Annotated in this window: 13 protein-coding genes; 11 read left to right on the forward strand and 2 right to left on the reverse strand. The window is 75.2% G+C overall.

What is annotated here, in order from left to right:
- Both cydD and cydC read left to right on the forward strand, forming a co-directional pair.
- Positions 1 to 1,674: a thiol reductant ABC exporter subunit CydD gene (gene cydD / locus IFT72_RS03845; protein ID WP_192045606.1), complete on the forward strand. Its 1,674-nt coding sequence runs from the start codon at positions 1 to 3 to the stop codon at positions 1,672 to 1,674.
- On the forward strand, positions 1,671 to 3,410 hold the full coding sequence (gene cydC, locus IFT72_RS03850) for a thiol reductant ABC exporter subunit CydC (RefSeq protein ID WP_192045607.1): 1,740 nt from the start codon (positions 1,671 to 1,673) through the stop codon (positions 3,408 to 3,410). Before cydD ends, cydC begins: the two co-directional genes overlap by 4 nt.
- A 119-nt stretch (positions 3,411 to 3,529) precedes the next feature.
- Here cydC and IFT72_RS03855 read toward each other — a convergent pair whose 3' ends face one another.
- A complete protein-coding gene (locus tag IFT72_RS03855; protein WP_192045608.1) occupies positions 3,530 to 4,363 on the reverse strand; it encodes an aminotransferase class IV in 834 nt (277 codons plus the stop codon).
- 68 nt (positions 4,364 to 4,431) lie between these two features.
- On the opposite strand from IFT72_RS03855, the gene IFT72_RS03860 reads away from it, so the two are divergent.
- The 5 genes from IFT72_RS03860 to holA all read left to right on the forward strand — a co-directional run bounded on the left by IFT72_RS03860 (position 4,432) and on the right by holA (position 12,902).
- A complete protein-coding gene (locus tag IFT72_RS03860; protein ID WP_192045609.1) occupies positions 4,432 to 5,811 on the forward strand; it encodes an anthranilate synthase component I family protein in 1,380 nt (459 codons plus the stop codon).
- A 135-nt stretch (positions 5,812 to 5,946) separates the two neighbouring features.
- Entirely contained in the window at positions 5,947 to 8,520 is a 2,574-nt protein-coding gene (gene leuS, locus IFT72_RS03865) for a leucine--tRNA ligase (protein WP_192045610.1), read from the forward strand.
- 33 nt (positions 8,521 to 8,553) lie between these two features.
- The gene (locus tag IFT72_RS03870; protein ID WP_192045611.1) at positions 8,554 to 9,303 is read left to right on the forward strand and encodes a helix-hairpin-helix domain-containing protein; all 750 of its coding nucleotides are present in this window, start codon (positions 8,554 to 8,556) and stop codon (positions 9,301 to 9,303) included.
- Positions 9,300 to 11,807 carry a ComEC/Rec2 family competence protein gene (locus IFT72_RS03875; RefSeq protein WP_192045612.1) on the forward strand — a complete coding sequence of 836 codons (2,508 nt, stop codon included), beginning with the start codon at positions 9,300 to 9,302 and terminating at the stop codon, positions 11,805 to 11,807. Before IFT72_RS03870 ends, IFT72_RS03875 begins: the two co-directional genes overlap by 4 nt.
- 60 nt (positions 11,808 to 11,867) lie before the next feature.
- The gene (gene holA / locus IFT72_RS03880; RefSeq protein ID WP_167259025.1) at positions 11,868 to 12,902 is read left to right on the forward strand and encodes a DNA polymerase III subunit delta; all 1,035 of its coding nucleotides are present in this window, start codon (positions 11,868 to 11,870) and stop codon (positions 12,900 to 12,902) included.
- Positions 12,903 to 14,037: 1,135 nt separating this feature from the next.
- Here holA and rpsT read toward each other — a convergent pair.
- On the reverse strand, positions 14,038 to 14,298 hold the full coding sequence (gene rpsT / locus IFT72_RS03885) for a 30S ribosomal protein S20 (protein ID WP_056054191.1): 261 nt from the start codon (positions 14,296 to 14,298) through the stop codon (positions 14,038 to 14,040).
- 236 nt (positions 14,299 to 14,534) lie between these two features.
- Here rpsT and IFT72_RS03890 point away from each other — a divergent pair, with 236 nt between their 5' ends.
- The 4 genes from IFT72_RS03890 to IFT72_RS03905 all read left to right on the forward strand — a co-directional run bounded on the left by IFT72_RS03890 (position 14,535) and on the right by IFT72_RS03905 (position 18,935).
- Complete coding sequence (locus tag IFT72_RS03890; RefSeq protein WP_056054195.1) at positions 14,535 to 15,722, forward strand: pyridoxal phosphate-dependent aminotransferase; 1,188 nt, start codon at positions 14,535 to 14,537, stop codon at positions 15,720 to 15,722.
- A gap of 142 nt (positions 15,723 to 15,864) precedes the next feature.
- Positions 15,865 to 16,179: a hypothetical protein gene (locus tag IFT72_RS03895; RefSeq protein WP_192045613.1), complete on the forward strand. Its 315-nt coding sequence runs from the start codon at positions 15,865 to 15,867 to the stop codon at positions 16,177 to 16,179.
- 109 nt (positions 16,180 to 16,288) lie between these two features.
- On the forward strand, positions 16,289 to 18,139 hold the full coding sequence (gene lepA / locus IFT72_RS03900; RefSeq protein ID WP_056054197.1) for a translation elongation factor 4: 1,851 nt from the start codon (positions 16,289 to 16,291) through the stop codon (positions 18,137 to 18,139).
- A gap of 4 nt (positions 18,140 to 18,143) precedes the next feature.
- On the forward strand, positions 18,144 to 18,935 hold the full coding sequence (locus IFT72_RS03905) for a DUF1990 family protein (RefSeq protein ID WP_082514327.1): 792 nt from the start codon (positions 18,144 to 18,146) through the stop codon (positions 18,933 to 18,935).
- Position 18,936: the final 1 nt, after the last annotated feature.

Consider the following 18,936-nt stretch of genomic DNA (forward strand, 5'->3'; position numbering starts at 1 on the left):
GTGAAGCCTCTCGATCCGCGCCTCCTGCGGTACGCCTCCGCCGCCCGGGCGTTCCTCGTGCTCGGGGCCCTGCTGGGCGTGCTGCAGACCGTGAGCGTCGTCGGGGTCGCCTGGGGCGCCACCCGCGCGGTCGTGAGCGTCGTCGAGGGCGCCGGGGCGGGCGCGACCGGCGACGCGCTCGTCGTGCTCGCCCTCTCCGTCGTCGCGCGGTCGGCCACGTCGTGGGCGCTCGAGGCCGTGGCCGCCCGCACCGCGGCGACGGTCAAGAGCCAGCTCCGGGCGCGGGTCCTCGCGGCGGTGTCCGCGCGCGGCCGCGAGTGGGTCGCCGAGCGGGGCTCGGCCCGTCTCACGACCCTCGTCGGCCCCGGCCTCGACGCCCTCGACGAGTACTTCTCCCGCTACCTGCCCCAGCTCGTCCTCACCGCCCTCGCGACGCCGCTGATCGTCGGGGTGATGCTGGTCGGCGACTGGCTGTCCGCGGTGATCGTGCTGGTGACGCTGCCGCTCATCCCGCTCTTCATGGTGCTGATCGGCTGGACGACCCGGGCCGCCCAGGATCGCCAGTGGGAGCGCCTGCAGGCCCTCGCCGCCTCCTTCCTCGACGCGGTGGAGGGGCTCTCCACCCTCAAGGTCTTCGGCCGGGAGCGTCGACAGGTCGAGCGGATCGGGCGGCTCACGGACGACCACCGGCGGCACACCATGGCCGTGCTGCGCGTCTCGTTCCTCAGCGGCTTCGCCCTCGAGCTCGCGGCGTCGCTGTCGGTCGCCCTCGTGGCGGTCTCGGTCGGCATCCGGCTGGTCGACGGGTCGCTCGCCCTGTCGGTCGGGCTGTTCGTGCTGCTGCTGGCGCCCGAGGCGTTCCTGCCGCTCCGTCAGGTGGGGGCGGCGTTCCACGCGGCCTCCGACGGCGTCGCGGCGGCCGAGGGCGTCTTCGTCGTCCTGGAGGAGGGGCCGGTCGGCGGCCGGGCGTCGTCGGCCGGCCCGACGCCCCCGCGGGCGTCGGTCGCCCCCGTCGGGGCGGGCGACGCCCTCGTCGTCTCGGGGGTGTCGGTCGAGCGCGGCGGCGTCGTCTCGCTGGCTCCCACGTCGTTCGTCGCGGAGACGGGCCGGGTCACCGCCGTCACCGGGCCGAGCGGCGTCGGCAAGTCGACCCTGCTCGCGGCGGTCAGGGGGGAGGCGCCCCACGGCGGCGAGGTCCGCTGGCGCGACGCCGACCGCGGCTGCGTCGTCGGCGACGTCGCCTGGTCGGGCCAGCGCGCCGGCCTCGTCTCGGGCACCGTGGCCGAGAACGTGGCCCTGGGCGACGAGGTCGACCCGCCCGCGGTGGCGGCCGCCCTCCGCGCCGCGGGGGCGCCCGACGTCGACCCGGGCCTCGTGCTCGGCGCGGGCGGCGGCGGCCTCTCGGGCGGGCAGGCCCAGCGGGTCGCCCTCGCCCGGGCGCTGTACCGGGTCGAGCGTCGCGGTGCCCGGCTGCTGCTCGTCGACGAGCCGTCGTCAGCCCTCGACGCGGTCACCGAGGCCGCCGTCGTCTCGGGGCTCCGGCGCGCGGCGGCCCGCGGAGTCGCCGTCGTGGTCGTGACGCACCGCGCGGCCCTGCGCGACGCGGCGGACGACGTCGTCGTGCTCGCCCCCGCCACCGCCCCGGCCACGGCCTCTGAGGAGCTGCTCGCATGACCGTCACCCGCACCGACGTCGCCCCCGGCCCGTCCCTCCTCCGCACGGCGCAGCCTCCGCTCCGGCGCTCGGCCCCGGGCATCGCGGCCGGCTCGCTCAGCGCGCTCTCGGCCGTCGCCCTGCTCGCCGCCTCCGCGTACCTCATCACGCGGGCGGCCGAGCAGCCGCCCATCCTCTACCTCACGATGGCCATGGTCGGGGTGCGGGCCTTCGCCCTCGCCCGGGCGGCCTTCCGCTACCTCGAGCGGCTCGCCAGCCACGACGCGTCGTTCCGGCAGCTGGCGGTCGTCCGCACCGAGCTCTACCGCAGGCTGTCACGCGTCGCGCCGGCCGGGCTCGGCCGCACCGACCGCGGCGACCTGCTCGCCCGGGTGGTCTCCGACGTCGACGCCCTCCAGGACCTGCCCCTCCGGGTCGTCCAGCCCCTCGTCGTCTCCGGCGTGACCGGGGTCGCCGCCGTCGCGGGCGTCGCGGTCGTCTCGCCCCGCGCGGCGCTGGTGCTGGCCGGGGGCCTCGTCGTCGCTCTCGTCGTCGGCGTCGTGCTCGCCGACCGGCTCGCGACGGGCACGGAGTCCGCGCTGGCCGCCCGCCGCGGCGCCCTCTCCGGCGCCGTGCTCGACACGGTGCAGTCGCTCGACGTGCTCGTCGCGTTCGACGCCCTCGAGGGCCAGCTGCGCCGGGTCGCGGCCCTCGACGACGACCTTCGCCGCGCCTCCCGACGGCGCGCCACGACCACGGGGCTCGTCGCGGCGCTCCTGTCGCTCGTCTCCGGCGCCACGGTGGTCGGCGTGGTCCTCGCGACCGCGGGCGACGTCGCTGCGGGCGAGCTGCGCGGGCCCGCCTTCGCGCTGGTCGCCCTCGTGCCGATCGCCGTGCTCGAGGTCGTGGGGGCCGTGCCCACGGCGGTGGTCGCGTGGCGTCGCGTGCGCGCCAGCGGGGCCCGGGTCGAGTCGGCTGCCCCGCTCGTCGCCCCGGCGGCGGTCGTGGTCGACGAGCTGGACGAGGTGGAGGGCGAGGTCGAGGGCGACGAGCGCGTCGGGGGCGACGGCCCGGCCGCCCTCCCGGCCGACCTGCCGGTGCTCAGGCTGGAGCACGTCTCGGCCCGCTGGCCCGGCGCCGCCGCCGACTCCCTCGTCGACGCGACGCTCGAGGTCCGTGCCGGCGACCGCGTCGTCGTCGAGGGCCCGAGCGGGGCCGGCAAGAGCACGCTCGCGGCCGTCCTCGTGCGCTTCCTCGAGCACCGCGGGCGCTACGAGGTCGGCGGCACGTCGGTCCGCTCCCTCGGCGCGGAGCGCGTCCGGGGCACGGTCGGGCTGATCGAGCAGTCGCCGTGGCTGTTCGACGAGTCGATCCGGCAGAACCTCCTCTTCGCCCGCGACACCGCGACCGACGACGACCTGCTCACCGTGCTCGACCGGGTGGACCTCGGCGACTGGGTGCGCGAGCGGGGCGGCCTCGACGCCCGCCCGGGGGAGCGCGGGGCGCTCGTCTCCGGCGGGCAGGCCCAGCGGCTGTCGCTCGCCCGCGCCCTGCTCCGCGGCTTCCCCGTGCTCGTGCTCGACGAGCCGACGGCCGGCCTCGACGCCGAGCTGGCCGACCGCCTCGTGACCGACCTCCTCGAGGCGGCGCGCGACGACGGCACCACGGTGGTGCTGATCTCGCACGTCCCCGTGCCCGCGGCCCTGGTCACCCGCCGGGTGCGCGTCGAGGGGGGCGTGCTGCGCGAGGTCGGCTGACGCGGGGTCGCGGGGTGCCCGGCCCCTCGCCGGGTGCCGGCGTCGTCGGGGCCAGGCGGGCCTGCGCGGTCAGGCGGTGCGGTGAGGCGGTGCGGTGAGGCGGTCAGGCGGTGAGGTGGTCAGGCGGCCGGCAGCGGTCGGCGCAGCGCGTCGAGCCGTCGCTGCCAGGTCGCGAGGCGGCCGGGCTCCTCGGCCGTCGTCGGGCCGTCGACCCACCGCGTGGCGATCCGCACGCCGTGCAGGGCGCTCAGCGACCAGATCTCGAAGCCGTCGAGCTGCTCCGGCGTCACCCGCTCGTGCAGCACGTCGACGCCGAGCACGGCCGCGAGGGTGAGCACCGTCCGCACCGTGACGCCGGGCAGCCTCGGGAGGTCGTCCGCGGGCATGCATAGGGCGTCGCCGCGCCACCAGAGCAGAGAGCTCCACGCGCCCTCGACGACCCAGCCGTCGGCGTCGAGCAGCACGGCCTCCTCGGCGCCGCGGGTCGCGACCTCCCGGCGCAGCGCGCCCAGCGCCTCCAGGTCCGGCCCCTTCACGAGCGGCTCGGTGCGGGGGTCGGAGGAGGCGGTGGCCAGCACGACCGACCGTCGCGTCTCCGGGGCCGGCCGGAGCTGCAGGCGGAGGTCGTCGCCGAGCAGCTCCGCGCGCGGGAACCACCGGCCCTCGCGGGGCAGGGCCGCGACGGCGGCCGACCAGAAGCCGTCGACGTCGAGCCCCGGCGCGGCCTCCCGGACGGAGCCGGCGAAGCGGTCGCGGTGCACGTCGAGGGCCCGGACGGCACCGTCGACGACGAGCCAGGAGTCGGCCACGCGGGTCGGGCCGCGGCGCGCCTCCGAGGCACCGGCGTCACGGGAGGCGTGACCGTCTCCGCCGCCCCCCTCGCCGCCCCCCTCGCCGACCTCGTCGTCCACGAGTCGTCCGTCGTGCCAGCGGAGGGTCGTCGCGAGGCTCATGCCCCCAGGCTAAGCGCCGCACGGGAGCCGGCCCGACCCAGGGCGCCCGGGGCTCCTACACTCGGTCCATGCGCCCGACGGTCCTCCGCCGCCCCCTGCCCTGGGCCGACCCGGAGGCCGTCGTCGCCGCCCTCGCCCCCGACGGCGACGTCGTGTGGCTCGACGCCGGGCACGGGGCCGTCACCGGCCGGTCCGTCCTGCTGTGGGGCGACCGGGTCACCGCGTCCACGCGGCACGGTGAGCTCGGCCGGCTCTGGGCCCTGCTCCGCGACGACCTCGCCGACGGCCGCGACGACGCCGCGCCGCTCGGCTGGGCCGGCTGGCTCGGCTACGGGGCGGGGACGTGGCTGCTCGACCGCGACGCGACCGTCGGGCCGGGGCGCGGGAGCCCGCCGTCGGTGACCGCGGGCCTCCCCGTCGACGAGGCCGCGCCTCCCGACGTCGCCCTTCTCCGCACCGACCGCGCCCTCGTCTTCGACCACGCCGCCCGCGAGGTCGAGCTGGTCGCCCTCGCGGCCGACGACTGGGCGCGGTCGGTGGCCGCGGCCTGGCCCGGCGTCGCCCCGCTCGGCGAGCCCGGGGAGCCGGAGGCGCGGCGCGGCCCCGGCGCCGTCCGCCGCCGCCACGGCGATGACGAGTACCTCGCCCTCGTCGCGCGCTGCCAGGCCGCCATCGCGGCGGGCGACGCGTACGTGCTCTGCCCGACGACGTCGTACGAGGTCGCGGGGCCGGTGGACGCCTTCGAGACCTACCGCCGCCTCCGTCGGTCGTCGCCGTCGCCGCGGTCGTCGTTCGTCCGCATCGGCGGGACCGCCGTCGCGGGCGCCTCGCCCGAGTCGTTCCTCGAGGTCTCGCGGGGCGGCGTCGTGAGCTCGTCGCCCATCAAGGGCACCCGGCCGCGCTCCGCCGACCCGGTCGCCGACGCGGCCCTCGCCGCGGAGCTCGCGACGAGCGAGAAGGAGCTCGCCGAGAACCTGATGATCGTCGACCTGGTGCGCAACGACCTCACCCGCGTCGCCCGCCTCGGCAGCGTCGTCGTCGACGAGCTGTTCGCCGTGCGCTCCTACCCGGCCGTGCACCAGCTGGTCAGCACGGTCACTGCCCGGCTCGCCCCGGGCCTCGGGGCGCTGGACGCGCTCGAGGCGACCTTCCCCGCGGGCTCGATGACGGGCGCCCCGAAGCGACGCGCCGTCGAGCTGCTCGCCGAGGGGGAGGGCGCGCCCCGCGGCGTCTACTCCGGCGCCGTCGGCGTGCTCGGCCTCGACGGCAGCGCCTCCTGGGCGATGGCCATCCGCTCGGTCGTGGTCACCGACGGCAGGGCGACCGTCGGGGTCGGCGGGGGAGTGACGTCGTCGTCGGTGCCGCGGGAGGAGCTGGCGGAGGTGGCCTGGAAGGCGACCGCGCTGCTGCGCGCGCTGGGGGCCCCCGCGGGAGGCGCCTCCTCGTGACCTGCCCCGGTGCGGTCGGCGCCCCGTGCGGACCACGTGCCGCGGGCCGCTACCCTGGACGACGGGCCGCCGCGTGCCCGCACCTCGTCGTGCCGTCCGCCGGTCGCCTCCACCCCGTGAGCGAATGAGAGTCCCGTGGCACACGAGCACGACAACACCCCCGCCGAGGAGCGCGAGTACGACGTCGCGCGCCTGCAGCGCAAGTGGCAGCAGGTGTGGGAGGTCGCGAAGCCCTTCGCGGTCGACCCCGACGACAAGCGCCCGCGCAAGTACATCCTCGACATGTTCCCGTACCCGTCGGGCGACCTCCACATGGGCCACGCCGAGGGCTACGCGCTCGGCGACGTGATCGCGCGCTACTGGCGCCAGCAGGGCTTCAACGTGCTCCACCCCATCGGCTGGGACAGCTTCGGCCTGCCCGCCGAGAACGCCGCCATCAAGCGCGGCGTCGACCCGCGCGAGTGGACCTACGCCAACATCGCCCAGCAGGCGCAGAGCATGAAGCTCTACGCCCCCTCCTTCGACTGGGACCGCGTCCTCCACACGAGCGACCCCGAGTACTACAAGTGGAACCAGTGGCTGTTCCTCAAGATGTACGAGAAGGGGCTCGCCTACCGGAAGGACAGCTGGGTCAACTGGGACCCGGTCGACCAGACCGTCCTCGCCAACGAGCAGGTGCTCGCCGACGGCACCTCCGAGCGCTCGGGCGCCGTCGTGGTCAAGAAGAAGCTGACGCAGTGGTACTTCGGCATCACCGAGTACGCCGACCGCCTGCTCGACGACCTCAACCAGCTCGAGGGCCGCTGGCCGACCAAGGTGCTGAACATGCAGCGCAACTGGATCGGCCGGTCGATCGGGGCCGACGTGCACTTCGAGATCGAGGGGCGCGACGAGCGCGTCACGGTCTTCACGACGCGCCCCGACACCCTCTACGGGGCGACCTTCATGGTCGTCGCGCCCGACAGCGACCTCGCCGCCGAGCTCGTGGCCGAGGCCACCGACGACGTCAAGGCCGCCTTCGCGGAGTACCTGGTGCAGGTGCAGAAGTCGACCGAGATCGAGCGCCAGACGGCCGACCGGCCCAAGACCGGCGTGCCCCTCGGCCGCGTCGCGGTCAACCCGCTCACCGGCGCCCCGATGCCCGTCTGGGCCGCCGACTACGTGCTCGCCGACTACGGCCACGGCGCGGTGATGGCCGTGCCCGCGCACGACCAGCGCGACCTCGACTTCGCTCGCAAGTTCGACCTGCCCGTCCGGGTCGTCGTCGACACGAACGCCCCCGTGACGGGCGTGATCCCGAAGCTCGAGCTCGACGAGGACGGCCAGGCGATCCTGCCGGAGGACCTGCCCGAGCTCGACCCCGCGAAGACCGGCGTGGCCCTGACGGGCGACGGTCGCCTGATGAACTCGGGCCCCCTGACCGGCCTCAGCAAGTCGAACGCGATCAAGCGCGTCCTCGAGCTGCTCGAGGAGAAGGGCGCCGGGAAGGCCGCGAAGACCTACCGCCTGCGTGACTGGCTGATCTCGCGCCAGCGCTTCTGGGGCACGCCCATCCCGATCGTCCACGCCGCCGACGGCACCGAGGTGCCGGTGCCGGAGGACCAGCTGCCCGTGCTGCTGCCGTCGACCGAGGGCCTCGACCTCAAGCCGAAGGGCAGCTCGCCGCTCGGCGCCGCCATCGACTGGGTGACCGTGCCGAACCCGGTCGACGGCACGCCGGCCCGGCGCGACGCCGACACGATGGACACCTTCGTCGACAGCTCGTGGTACTTCCTGCGCTTCCTCAGCCCGAACGACGCCGAGAAGGCGTTCGACCCCTCCGTCGTCAACCGCTGGGCGCCGGTCGACCAGTACGTGGGCGGCGTCGAGCACGCCATCCTGCACCTGCTCTACGCCCGCTTCATCACCAAGGTGCTGTTCGACCTCGGCTACGTCGACTTCACCGAGCCCTTCAGCGCGCTGCTCAACCAGGGCATGGTGCTGCAGGACGGCGCGAAGATGAGCAAGAGCAAGGGCAACCTCGTCACCCTGTCGGAGGAGGTCGAGAAGCACGGCGTCGACGCCATCCGCCTCACGATGGCCTTCGCCGGCCCGCCGGAGGACGACATCGACTGGGCCGACGTCTCGCCGGCCGGGTCGGCGAAGTTCCTCGCCCGCGCCTTCCGCCTCTCGTCCGACGTCGCCAGCCCGGTCGACGCGGTCTGGGCGGACGGCGACCAGGCCCTGCGCCGCCAGACGCACCGGTTCCTCGCCGAGGCGCCCGGGCTGACGGAGGCGTTCAAGTTCAACGTCGTCGTCGCGCGCCTGATGGAGCTGGTCAACGCGGTGCGCAAGACGATCGACTCGGGTGCGGGCGCGGCCGACCCCGCGGTGCGCGAGGCGACCGAGACGGTGGCCCTGGCCCTGTCGCTCTTCGCCCCGTACACCGCCAGCGAGATGTGGGAGAAGCTGGGGCACGACGGCGTCTCGGTCGCCTCGGCCGGATGGCGCAAGGCCGACCCGACCCTGCTCGTCGAGACCAGCGTCACGGCCGTCGTGCAGGTGAACGGCAAGGTGCGCGACCGCCTCGAGGTCTCGCCGAAGATCAGCTCGGAGGAGCTCGAGGCCCTGGCCCGCGACTCCGCCGCGGTGCAGCGCGCTGTCGGCGACAAGGAGATCGTGAACGTGGTCGTCCGGGCGCCCCGCCTCGTGGCGATCGCCGTCAAGTAGCGGCGCTCCGTCCCTCCCCGGTCACCGACGGNGATGGTCGTCACCTTCCGCAGCGCGCCCGACCCGGCGAGGCCGGGCGGTCCGCGCTGGCGCCTCGGCCTCGGCGCGGCCGTCGTCGTGCTGCTGGTGCTCGCGGTGGGCTCGGTCGTCGCTACGGCGGTGGCCACGGGAGGGGGAGCGGGGGGAGGCGCGGGCGAGACCGCGATCACGACGGCGTCGTCGCCGGGCGGCTCGTTCGACGACGAGGCGGGAACGGCGGCGACCGGCGCGGGGGCCGGGTCGGGCACCGCGGGGTCGGTGTTCGTGCACGTGCACGGCCACGTCGCCCGCCCCGGCCTCTACGAGGTGCCGGCGGGAGCCCGCGTCGTCGACGTCGTCGCCGCGGCCGGGGGCTTCGCTGAGGGGGCGGACGAGGCGGGGGTCAACCTCGCCCGGCCGGTGGTCGACGGCGAGCAGCTGCGGGTGCCGGGGGTGGGCGAGGTCGTGGACGGGAGCGGTGCGGGCGGTGCCGTCGGGGGCGGGGCGAGCGGTGGCGGCGGGGGCGCTGCCGGCGGGGGCGGGGCGTCGGGTGCGGGGGGCGGCGCGGGCGGCGGCCTGGTCGACCTGAACCGCGCCGACGCCACGGCTCTCCAGGCGCTGCCCGGGGTCGGCCCGGCGACCTCGGCCGCCATCGTCGAGTGGCGGGAGGGCTCGGGCGGGTTCCGGTCCGTGGACGACCTGCTCGAGGTGCCGGGCATCGGCGAGAAGACCCTCGAGTCGCTCCGGCCGCTGGTGACGGTGTGACCGTCGGCGACGGCGGGGCGGCTCCGCCCGTCGACGTCCGCCTGGCGGTCCCGGCGGGCGTGGCCTGGGCGGTGCTCGTCGTCGCGCTGCCGTGGTCGGCGGGGCGGCAGCTGGTCGTGCTGGCGGGCCTCGCGGTGGTCCTGCTGGCGGCCGGCGTGGTGGCAGCGGTCGCGGGGAGGGGCGGCCGGGGCGTCGGCCCGCCGGGTGCGGCGGGGACGGGTGCGGAGGCGTGGGCGGAGGCGGGAGCGGGGGCGTGGGCGGGGGCGTGCGTCGGGGCGTCGACCGGGCCGCTGTCCCCGTCGGGCCCCCTCAGGAGGCCGCGGGCCTCCCGTGCGACCGCGGTCGCGACCCTCGTGCTGGTGACGGCGGGGCTGGCCGGTCTCCTGCTCGGGGCGGCCGCGGCGCGGGCGGACGCCCGATGGCCGCCCGCCGTCCTCGACCTGCAGGGCAGGGTAGTGACGATCGAGGGCACCGCGACGGCCCGGATCGTCCCGGGCAGCACCACCGCGGAGCTCGACATGGGCCTCGTCGAGGTGGGCGGTCGGGCGGTCTGGCGAGGCGACTCCTCGCTGTTCCTGCTGGGGCCCCGGGTCTCGGGGCCGGCCGTGGAGATCGGCCAGGCCGTCCGGGTCCGCGTCTCGGTGCTGCCCGTGGAGCGCGGCGATCCGCACCCGTGGGCGGCGGCGTCGCGGGGGCCGCTGCGGGCCGGAACCGAGGCGGAGGGCGTCGAGGCCGCGGCGAACGGGCTCCGGGGGGCATTCGGCGACGTCGTGGCCGAGCTGCCGGGCGACGGCGGCGCCCTGCTTCCCGGCCTCGCGCTGGGCGACACGTCGGCGGTGCCCGACGACCTGCGGGAGGCGATGGAGACGGCCTCGCTGACCCACCTGACCGCCGTGTCGGGCTCGAACTGCGCCGTCCTCGTCGCGCTCGTGATGCTCGTGGGCGGGGCGCTCCGGGTGCCCCGCGTGGTCCGCATCGGGGTCTCCTGCGTCGTCCTGCTGGCCTTCCTCGTGCTGGTGACGCCCGACGCGAGCATCCTGAGGGCCACGGTCATGGCGCTCGTGGTGCTGGTCCACCTCGCGGCCGCCCGGCCCGTGTCGGGCCTCCCGGTCGTCGCCCTGGCCGTGACGGGGCTGCTCCTCGCCGACCCCTGGCTGGCGCGCGACGTCGGCTTCGCCCTGTCCGTCCTGGCCACGGCGGGGCTCGTCGTGCTGGCGCGACCGCTGGCCGCCGAGCTCGCCCGCGTGCTGCCCACGCCGATCGCGCTGGGGCTCGCGGTCCCGGCGGCGGCTCAGCTCGCGTGTCAGCCCGTGCTGCTGCTGCTCGAGCCGAGCCTCCCGGTGCACGGGGTCGTGGCGAACGTGCTGGCCGAGCCCGCGGCTCCCGTCGCCACCGTGGCCGGCCTCCTGGTCTGCGTGACGGCGCCGTGGGCGCCCGGCCTGGCCGAGCTCGTCGCACGCGTGGCGTGGGTGCCGGCGAGCTGGGTCGGCGCGGTCGCCCGCACCGTCGCGGCGTGGCCGGGGGCTCGTCTCGCGTGGTCCGACGGGCCGGCGGGCGTGGCCGTGCTGGTCGTCGCGTCCGCACTGGTGGCGGCCGTCGTCCTGACGCCGCGCGGGCTGCGGGCCCGACGGCTGCTCGGCGTCGCGCTCGTGGCGGCCCTCGTGGTCCCGGCCGGCGCGGCCGTGGGCGCCCGCCTCGGGGAGCGCGCGGGCGTGCCCGACGACTGGGTGGTCGTGCAGTGCGACGTCGGTCAGGGCGACGCCGTGCTCGTCCGGAGCGCCGGGCGCGTGGCCCTGATCGACGTGGGCGACGACGAGGAGGCGCTGGCCGGCTGCCTGCGCCGCTTCGGGGTCGACGAGGTCGACCTGCTCGTCCTCACCCACTTCGACACGGACCACGTCGGGGCGGTCGAGGTGGTGGCGGGCAGCGTCGGCTCGGTGCTCGTCGGTGCCCCGGGGCGGCCGGCCGACGTCGCCGTGCTCGACGTCCTCCGGGCCGGAGGCGCCGAGGTCGTCCCCGTGACGGCCGGCGCCCGCGGGGTGCTCGGCGACCTGGCCTGGTCGGTGCTCTGGCCGGTCGACCCCGAGGCCTCGGGCAACGACGCCAGCGTCGTCACCGCGTGGCGCCCGACGGCCGGGTGCGTCACCGGCTGCGCGTCGCTGCTCGCGCTGGGCGACCTCGGCGAGGCCGCCCAGCGGAGGCTCCTGTCGACTTCGGCCGGCGAGGAGGCCGCGGGGCCGGTCGACGTGGTCAAGGTGTCGCACCACGGCTCCGCCGACCAGCACGCGGAGCTCTACCGTCGCGCTCCGGCCCGGGTGGCGATGATCGGCGTCGGGAGGGAGAACGGCTACGGGCACCCGACCGACGACGCCCTCGCGCTCGTCGGCGGGGCCGTCGTCGCCCGCACCGACCTCGACGGCGACGCAGCGGTGACCGTCCGCGGAGCACCCCGTGACGACGGCGCCGCGGCGGAGCTGCGCCTCTGGCGGCGGCGTCGTGGGTGACGGAGGGGTCCGTTACGCTGGTCACCGGCTGCCCGGGGCGGCCGCACCTGGAGGAGGACCGTGGCCGCGAAGACGACCGGCAAGACCGTCAAGAAGGCGTCGGTCAGCGTCGACCAGGTCGCGTGGCACCAGATCCGACCGGCCCCCGTCGTGCTCGTGAGCGGGCCGGAGCAGTTCCTCGCCGACCGGGCCGTCAGGCAGCTGCGTGACCAGCTCACGGCGGAGGACCCGAGCCTCGAGGTCAACGACCTCGAGGCCGACCACTACCAGCCGGGCGAGCTCATCTCGCTCGCGAGCCCCTCCCTGTTCGCCGAGCCGCGCCTCATCCGGGTCTCCTCCGTCGAGAAGTGCACCGACGCGTTCCTCACCGAGACCCTCCGGTACCTCGAGTCGCCCGCCGACGACACGTACCTCGTGCTCCGGCACGGCGGCGGCGTGAGGGGCAAGAAGCTCCTCGACGCGCTCCGCTCCGGGCTCGGCGGCGGCTTCGAGGTCGTCTGCGCCGAGCTCAAGAAAGAGACCGAGAAGCTCGACTTCGCCGCCGCCGAGTTCCGGGCCGAGCGTCGTCGGGTCACGTCGGGGGCCCTCCGTGCCCTCGTGACGGCCTTCAACGACGACCTCGCCGAGCTGGCCAGCGCGTGCCAGCAGCTGATCTCCGACGCGGCGGACGAGATCACGGAGGCGACGGTCGAGAAGTACTACGCCGGCCGTGTCGAGACGAACGCCTTCAAGGTGGCCGACATGGCGATCGCGGGTCGGCAGGGCGAGGCCCTGGTGCTCCTCCGGCACGCGCTGTCGTCCGGGGCGGATCCGGTGCCCGTGGTGGCCGCGTTCGCGATGAAGGTCCGCACGATGGCGAAGGTGCAAGGCTCGTACGGGCCGTCGGGCCAGCTGGCCTCGCGCTTCGGCATGGCGCCGTGGCAGGTCGAGCGGGCACAGCGCGACGTGCGTGGCTGGAGCGAGGACGGCCTCGGGCGGTGCATCGAGCTCATCGCCGAGACCGACGCCGCCGTCAAGGGCGCCGAGCGCGACGCGATCTACGCCCTCGAGCGCATGGTGACCGCCGTCGCCACCCGCGGCTCCCTCGCCCGCTGACCCGCGCCTCCCCGGGCCGCCCCGCCCCGCCCCGGGCCGCCCCCGCCCCGCGGCTTCCTCGCCCGCTGACCCGCGCCTCCCCGGTCCCCGCCCGGCCCCGCGACTTCCTCTCCCGCTGACCCGCGCCTCCCCGGTCCCCGCCCCGCTCCGCGCCCCCGCACCGCGCCCTCGCGCCCGCCCGAGGACGGGTCCTCCCTCCGTCCGTCGCGTGCCCGCGGCGGCCGGCAACTCCTGCTCACGGTCGCGCGCACGGCGGTCGCCCGCCCCGGCGAGCACGTCGCAGGAGTTGTCGACGGGCCGCGGGGGAGGCGCGGTGCCCGTACCGTGCCTGCCCAGCACGCTCGGCGGAGCACGACGTGCGTCGGCAACTCCTGCTCCTGGTCGCGCGAGCCGGGTGGGGGCCGCTCCGGCGGGCATCCCACAGGAGTTGTCGACGTTCCGCGGGGGGAGGCGCGGTGCCGGTTCGGCCGTGCCGCGGACGCTCGGCGCCGCGCGGCGTGCGCGTCGGCAACTCCTGCTCCGTGTCGCGGGAGCGGCGTGGGGGCCGTTCCGGCGCGCAGGCCGCAGGAGTTGTCGACGGGCCGCGGGGGAGGCGCGGTGCCGGTTCGGCCGTGCCGCGGACGCTCGTCGCCGTGGAGCGTGCGCGTCGGCAACTCCTGCTCCGTGTCGCGGGAGCGGCGTAGGGGCCGTTCCGGCGCGCAGGCCGCCGGAGTTGCCGACGGTCCGCGGGGGAGGCGCGGTGCCGGTTCGGCCGTGCCGCGGACGCTCCTCGCTGTGGAGCGTGCGTGTCGGCAACTCCTGCACCGTGTCGCGGGAGCGGCGTGGGGGCCGTTCCGGCGCGCAGGCCGCAGGAGTTGTCGACGGGCCGCGGGGGAGGCGCGGTGCCGGTTCGGCCGTGCCGCGGACGCTCGTCGCCGTGGAGCGTGCGCGTCGGCAACTCCTGCTCCGTGTCGCGGGAGCGGCGTGGGGCCGCCCCGGCGGGCACGCCGCAGGAGTTGCCGACAGGGCCCGCCCGCAGCCGCGGCCGCCGGCCGCGGGCACGACGAAGGCCCCGTCTCCGAGGAGACGGGGCCTTCGTCGTCGACGACCGGGTCGTCGGGGATGCTGCGTCAGCGACGCCTCACCGGGGGTCGGCTCAGAGAGCGCTGACCTGCTTGGCGATGGCCGACTTGCGGTTCGCCGCCTGGTTCTTGTGGATGACGCCCTTGCTGGCGGCCTTGTCGAGCTTCTTCGCCGCGAGGGCGAGGGTGCTGGTGGCCTTGTCCTTGTCGCCCGAGACGATGGCCTCGCGCGTGGCGCGGATCGCGGTCTTGAGCTCGCTCTTGACGGCCTTGTTGCGGTCCTGGGCCTTCTTGTTGGTGCCGATGCGCTTGATCTGCGACTTGATGTTTGCCACGTTCGCTACTTCCTTGGTTTCTGTGTCTGGACGAGTGATGCGCCAGCCGACCGGAGGACGGTGCGTCCTGCCCGGGCTGCCGCCGGTGCTGCCACCGGAGCGGCTCACGGCTGGGATCGCGTTCCGTCAGTTCAGACGTAACGCGCAAGCCAACAGGCAACGTTACCAGTCGCGTCCGCCATCCTCAACGACCGAGGGGCCGGAGGCGCGGCGTGTCGCCCGTAGTACCGTTCAGCATGCCTTCGCTCGCCCCGCACGTCGCGTCCGTCCCCACCTCCGGCATCCGACGGATCTTCGAGATCGCGGCGAAGCTGGACGACGTCGCGATGCTCGTCGTGGGGGAGCCCGACGTGCCCGTGCCGCACCACGTCGCCGACGCGGCGAGGCGCGCCTGGGCCGACGACCGCACGAACTACACGCCGAACGGCGGCGTCCCCGCGCTCCGCGAGGCCCTCGTGGCGAAGCTCGCCCGCGAGAACGACGTCCACGTCGACGTCGAGCAGGTCTGGGTGACGGTCGGCGCCACGCAGGCCCTGCACCAGACGATGGGCCTGCTGCTGGCCGCGGGCGACGAGGTCCTCGTGCCCGACCCCGGCTACACGACCTTCACGATGAACGCGCGGATGCTCGACGCCGTCCCCGTGCCCTACGCGCTGTCGCCCCAGCGCGGCTTCGTGCCGCACGTCGACGACCTCGAGAAGCTCGTCACGCCGCGCACCCGGGTGATCATCGTCAACTCGCCGTCGAACCCCCTCGGCGTCGTCTACGAGCGGGAGGTGCTCCAGTCGCTCCTCGACTTCGCGGCGCGCCACGACCTCTGGGTGATCAGCGACGAGGTCTACGAGTACTTCACCTACGGCACGCCCCACGTCAGCCTCGCGAGCCTCGACGCCGACGACCGCGTCTTCAGCGTCTTCTCGACGAGCAAGACGTACGCGATGACCGGGGTCCGGGTCGGCTACCTCGTGACGCCGCGCGGCCTCGCCGACACGATGCGCACGGTGCAGGAGGCCGCGATCAGCTGCGTCGCCGAGCCCGACCAGCTGGCGGCCCTCGCGGCCGTGCTCGGCGACCACTCGCCGGTCTCCGAGGCCCGCGAGCACTACCGCAGCAACCTCGAGCTGGCGAAGGGCCTGCTCGACGAGCGGGGCATCCGCTACCTCGACCCGCAGGGCGCCTTCTACCTCTGGATCGACGTCGGCCACGCCTCGCAGGGCGACGTCGCCGCCTGGGCGGAGGACCTCTTGTTCCAGCACCGCGTCGCCGTCGCGCCGGGCAGCGCGTTCGGCCGCTCCGGCGAGGGCTGGATCCGCGTCTGCCTCGCCTCGTCGCCCGAGGTGATCACGCGGGGCCTGGCCGCGCTGCCCGCTCCCGGCGACCCGCGACGCCCGCTCGGCCGCGCCTCCGTCGTGTCGTCCGACTGAGCGTCGCGTCACTCGGCTGACCCGTCCGGTGTCTCCGGCACCCCGTCCTGCGTCTCCGGCACCCCGGGCGAGGGCGGGCCCCCGGCCGTTTCCGGGGGTCAGCCCCCGAGGAGTCGCGGGTCGATTTTCCTAGGCTCGGTGCATGACCTCGACCACCACCGCCCCCGCCCCGTCCCCCTCCGTCGCCGCCCCCGCCGCCGCCTCCGCGCCCCTCAGCGTCACGAGCCTCGTGCTCGGCCTGGTCTCCGTCGCCGCGGGCTTCACCCTCGTCGTGCCGATCGTCGGCCTCGTGCTCGGCGTCCTCGCGCGCCGTCGCGAGCCCGAGGCGCGCACGTTCTCGACGATCGGCATCGTCGCCAACGCCGTCATGCTCGCGGGCGCGGCGATCGTGCTGGGCCTCGGCCTTGCCGTGGGCGTCCCGCTCGGCGTCGCGCACCTCCTCGGCGGCCTCGGCTAGGCGGCCCGCGCCGACCCGCCGGGGGCGCGGGTCGGCGCTGCCGGGCCCTCGCCGCGTCGCGGGCGTGGGAGAATGCTCGGACCCCCGCCCGCCACCCCCAGAGGACCGTGTGAGCCCCCAAGCACTCCGAGCACTCGAGCCGGCCCAGACCGCGCCCGAGCAACTCCGCAACTTCTGCATCATCGCGCACATCGACCACGGCAAGTCGACGCTGGCCGACCGCATGCTCGGCATCACCGGCGTCGTCGAGAGCCGCGCCATGCGCGCCCAGTACCTCGACCGCATGGACATCGAGCGCGAGCGCGGAATCACGATCAAGAGCCAGGCCGTCCGCATGCCGTGGGAGCGCGACGGGGCGACCTACGCGCTGAACATGATCGACACCCCCGGGCACGTCGACTTCAGCTACGAGGTCTCCCGATCGCTCGCCGCCTGCGAGGGCGCGATCCTCCTCGTCGACGCCGCGCAGGGCATCGAGGCCCAGACGCTGGCGAACCTCTACCTGGCGCTCGAGAACGACCTCGAGATCATCCCGGTGCTCAACAAGATCGACCTGCCCGCGGCCGACCCCGACAAGTACGCGGCCGAGCTCGCGAGCCTGATCGGCGGCGACCCCGCCGACGTCCTCCGCGTCAGCGGCAAGACCGGCATGGGCGTCGAGGAGCTCCTCGACCGTGTGGTCGACCGCATCCCGTCGCCGGTCGGCGTCGCCGACGCCCCGCCGCGAGCGATGATCTTCGACTCGGTCTACGACAGCTACCGCGGCGTCGTGACATACATCCGGATGATCGACGGCACGCTGCACCCTCGCGAGAAGGTCCAGATGATGTCGACGAAGTCGACGCACGAGATCCTCGAGATCGGCGTCTCGTCGCCGGAGCCGGTGCCGAGCGCGGGGCTCAGCGTCGGCGAGGTCGGGTACCTCATCACCGGCGTGAAGGACGTCCGGCAGTCGAAGGTCGGCGACACCGTCACGACCCACGCGAAGCCGGCCACCGAGGCGCTGCCGGGCTACACCGAGCCGCTCCCGATGGTGTTCTCGGGCCTGTACCCGATCGACGGCAGCGACTACCCCGACCTGCGGGAGGCGCTCGACAAGCTGAAGCTCTCCGACGCGGCGCTGGTCTACGAGCCCGAGACGTCGGTGGCCCTCGGCTTCGGCTTCCGCTGCGGGTTCCTCGGCCTGCTGCACCTCGAGATCATCACCGAGCGGCTCGAGCGCGAGTTCGGCCTCGACCTGATCACGACGGCGCCGAGCGTGGTCTACGAGGTCACGGCGGAGGACGGCAAGACCGTCACCGTGACCAACCCCAGCGAGTTCCCCGGCGGCAAGATCGCCAGCGTCCGCGAGCCGATGGTGAAGGCCGCCATCCTCGCCCCGAAGGACTACGTCGGCGTGATCATGGAGCTGTGCCAGCAGCGCCGCGGGTCGCTGCTCGGCATGGAGTACCTCGGCGAGGACCGCGTCGAGATCCGCTACGCGATGCCGCTCGGCGAGATCGTCTTCGACTTCTTCGACAGCCTCAAGTCGAAGACGGCCGGCTACGCGAGCCTCGACTACGAGCCCACCGGCGAGCAGGAGGCCGACCTGGTCAAGGTCGACATCCTGCTGCAGGGCGAGCAGGTCGACGCCTTCAGCGCCATCGTCCACCGCGACAAGGCGTACGCCTACGGCGTGCTGATGACCGGGCGCCTCCGCGAGCTCATCCCGCGCCAGCAGTTCGAGGTGCCCATCCAGGCCGCGATCGGCGCGCGGATCATCGCGCGCGAGAGCATCCGCGCGATGCGCAAGGACGTCCTCGCCAAGTGCTACGGCGGCGACATCACCCGCAAGCGCAAGCTGCTCGAGAAGCAGAAGGAGGGCAAGAAGCGCATGAAGACCATCGGTCGCGTGGAGGTCCCCCAGGAGGCGTTCATCGCCGCCCTCTCCGGCGACACGGAGAAGAAGGACAAGAAGTAGCCCCATGCGCCGAGCCACCCACACCGAGACCCGGACCACCTACGGCGAGGTCGGGGCCACCCAGGCCGCCGACCTGATGCAGTACCCGCCGGTCGGCTTCACCCCGGTCGAGTACCGCACCCGGGTGGGCCACGGCGACGCGCGCTTCGAGGCGGCCTGCATCGCCGCCCTGACCTGGAAGATCCAGGAGCGCAGCGGCATCACGGTGCGCGTCGACGACGTGCCGCCCGCCGACGACACCGGCTACGTGCCGGTGACGTTCGACGAGTCGGGCGAGCCGGTCGACCCGGCGCACTGGAGCGAGGAGCGCCCCGACGAGTCGCGCTACGCGCCCGACGGCACGCCCTTCCTCACGGCCGGCACGACCGCGACGCTCGTCATCTCTGCCTGGGGCCGCCAGGTGGAGGCGCCGGTGCGGGTCGTCTACGTCGTCGACGAGCCGAAGCGCAAGGGCTTCGCCTACGGCACGCTCGAGGGCCACCCCGAGAGCGGAGAAGAGAGCTGGATCGTCGACCAGACCGACGACGGCTCGGTGTGGCTGACGATCCGTGCCTTCTCGCGCCCGAGCACGTGGCGCTGGCGCCTCGTGTCGCCGTTCATGAAGCGCACGCAGACCCTCTACACGAAGCGCTACCTCCAGGCCCTGAGCCAGAACGACGAGACCGGCGACGCGAGCGAGACCGTGCCGAGCGTCGACGACGTCGACCTCGCGGCCGCCGCCGAGGCCGCGGCGGACGACGAGGAGTCGCGCCGTCACGGTCCCGACGAGGTCCGCGACGTGCGTCCGGGCCACTGAC

This window comes from Frigoribacterium sp. CFBP 8754 (assembly GCF_014841815.1).
GTDB classification, from domain to species: Bacteria; Actinomycetota; Actinomycetes; order Actinomycetales; family Microbacteriaceae; genus Frigoribacterium; species Frigoribacterium endophyticum.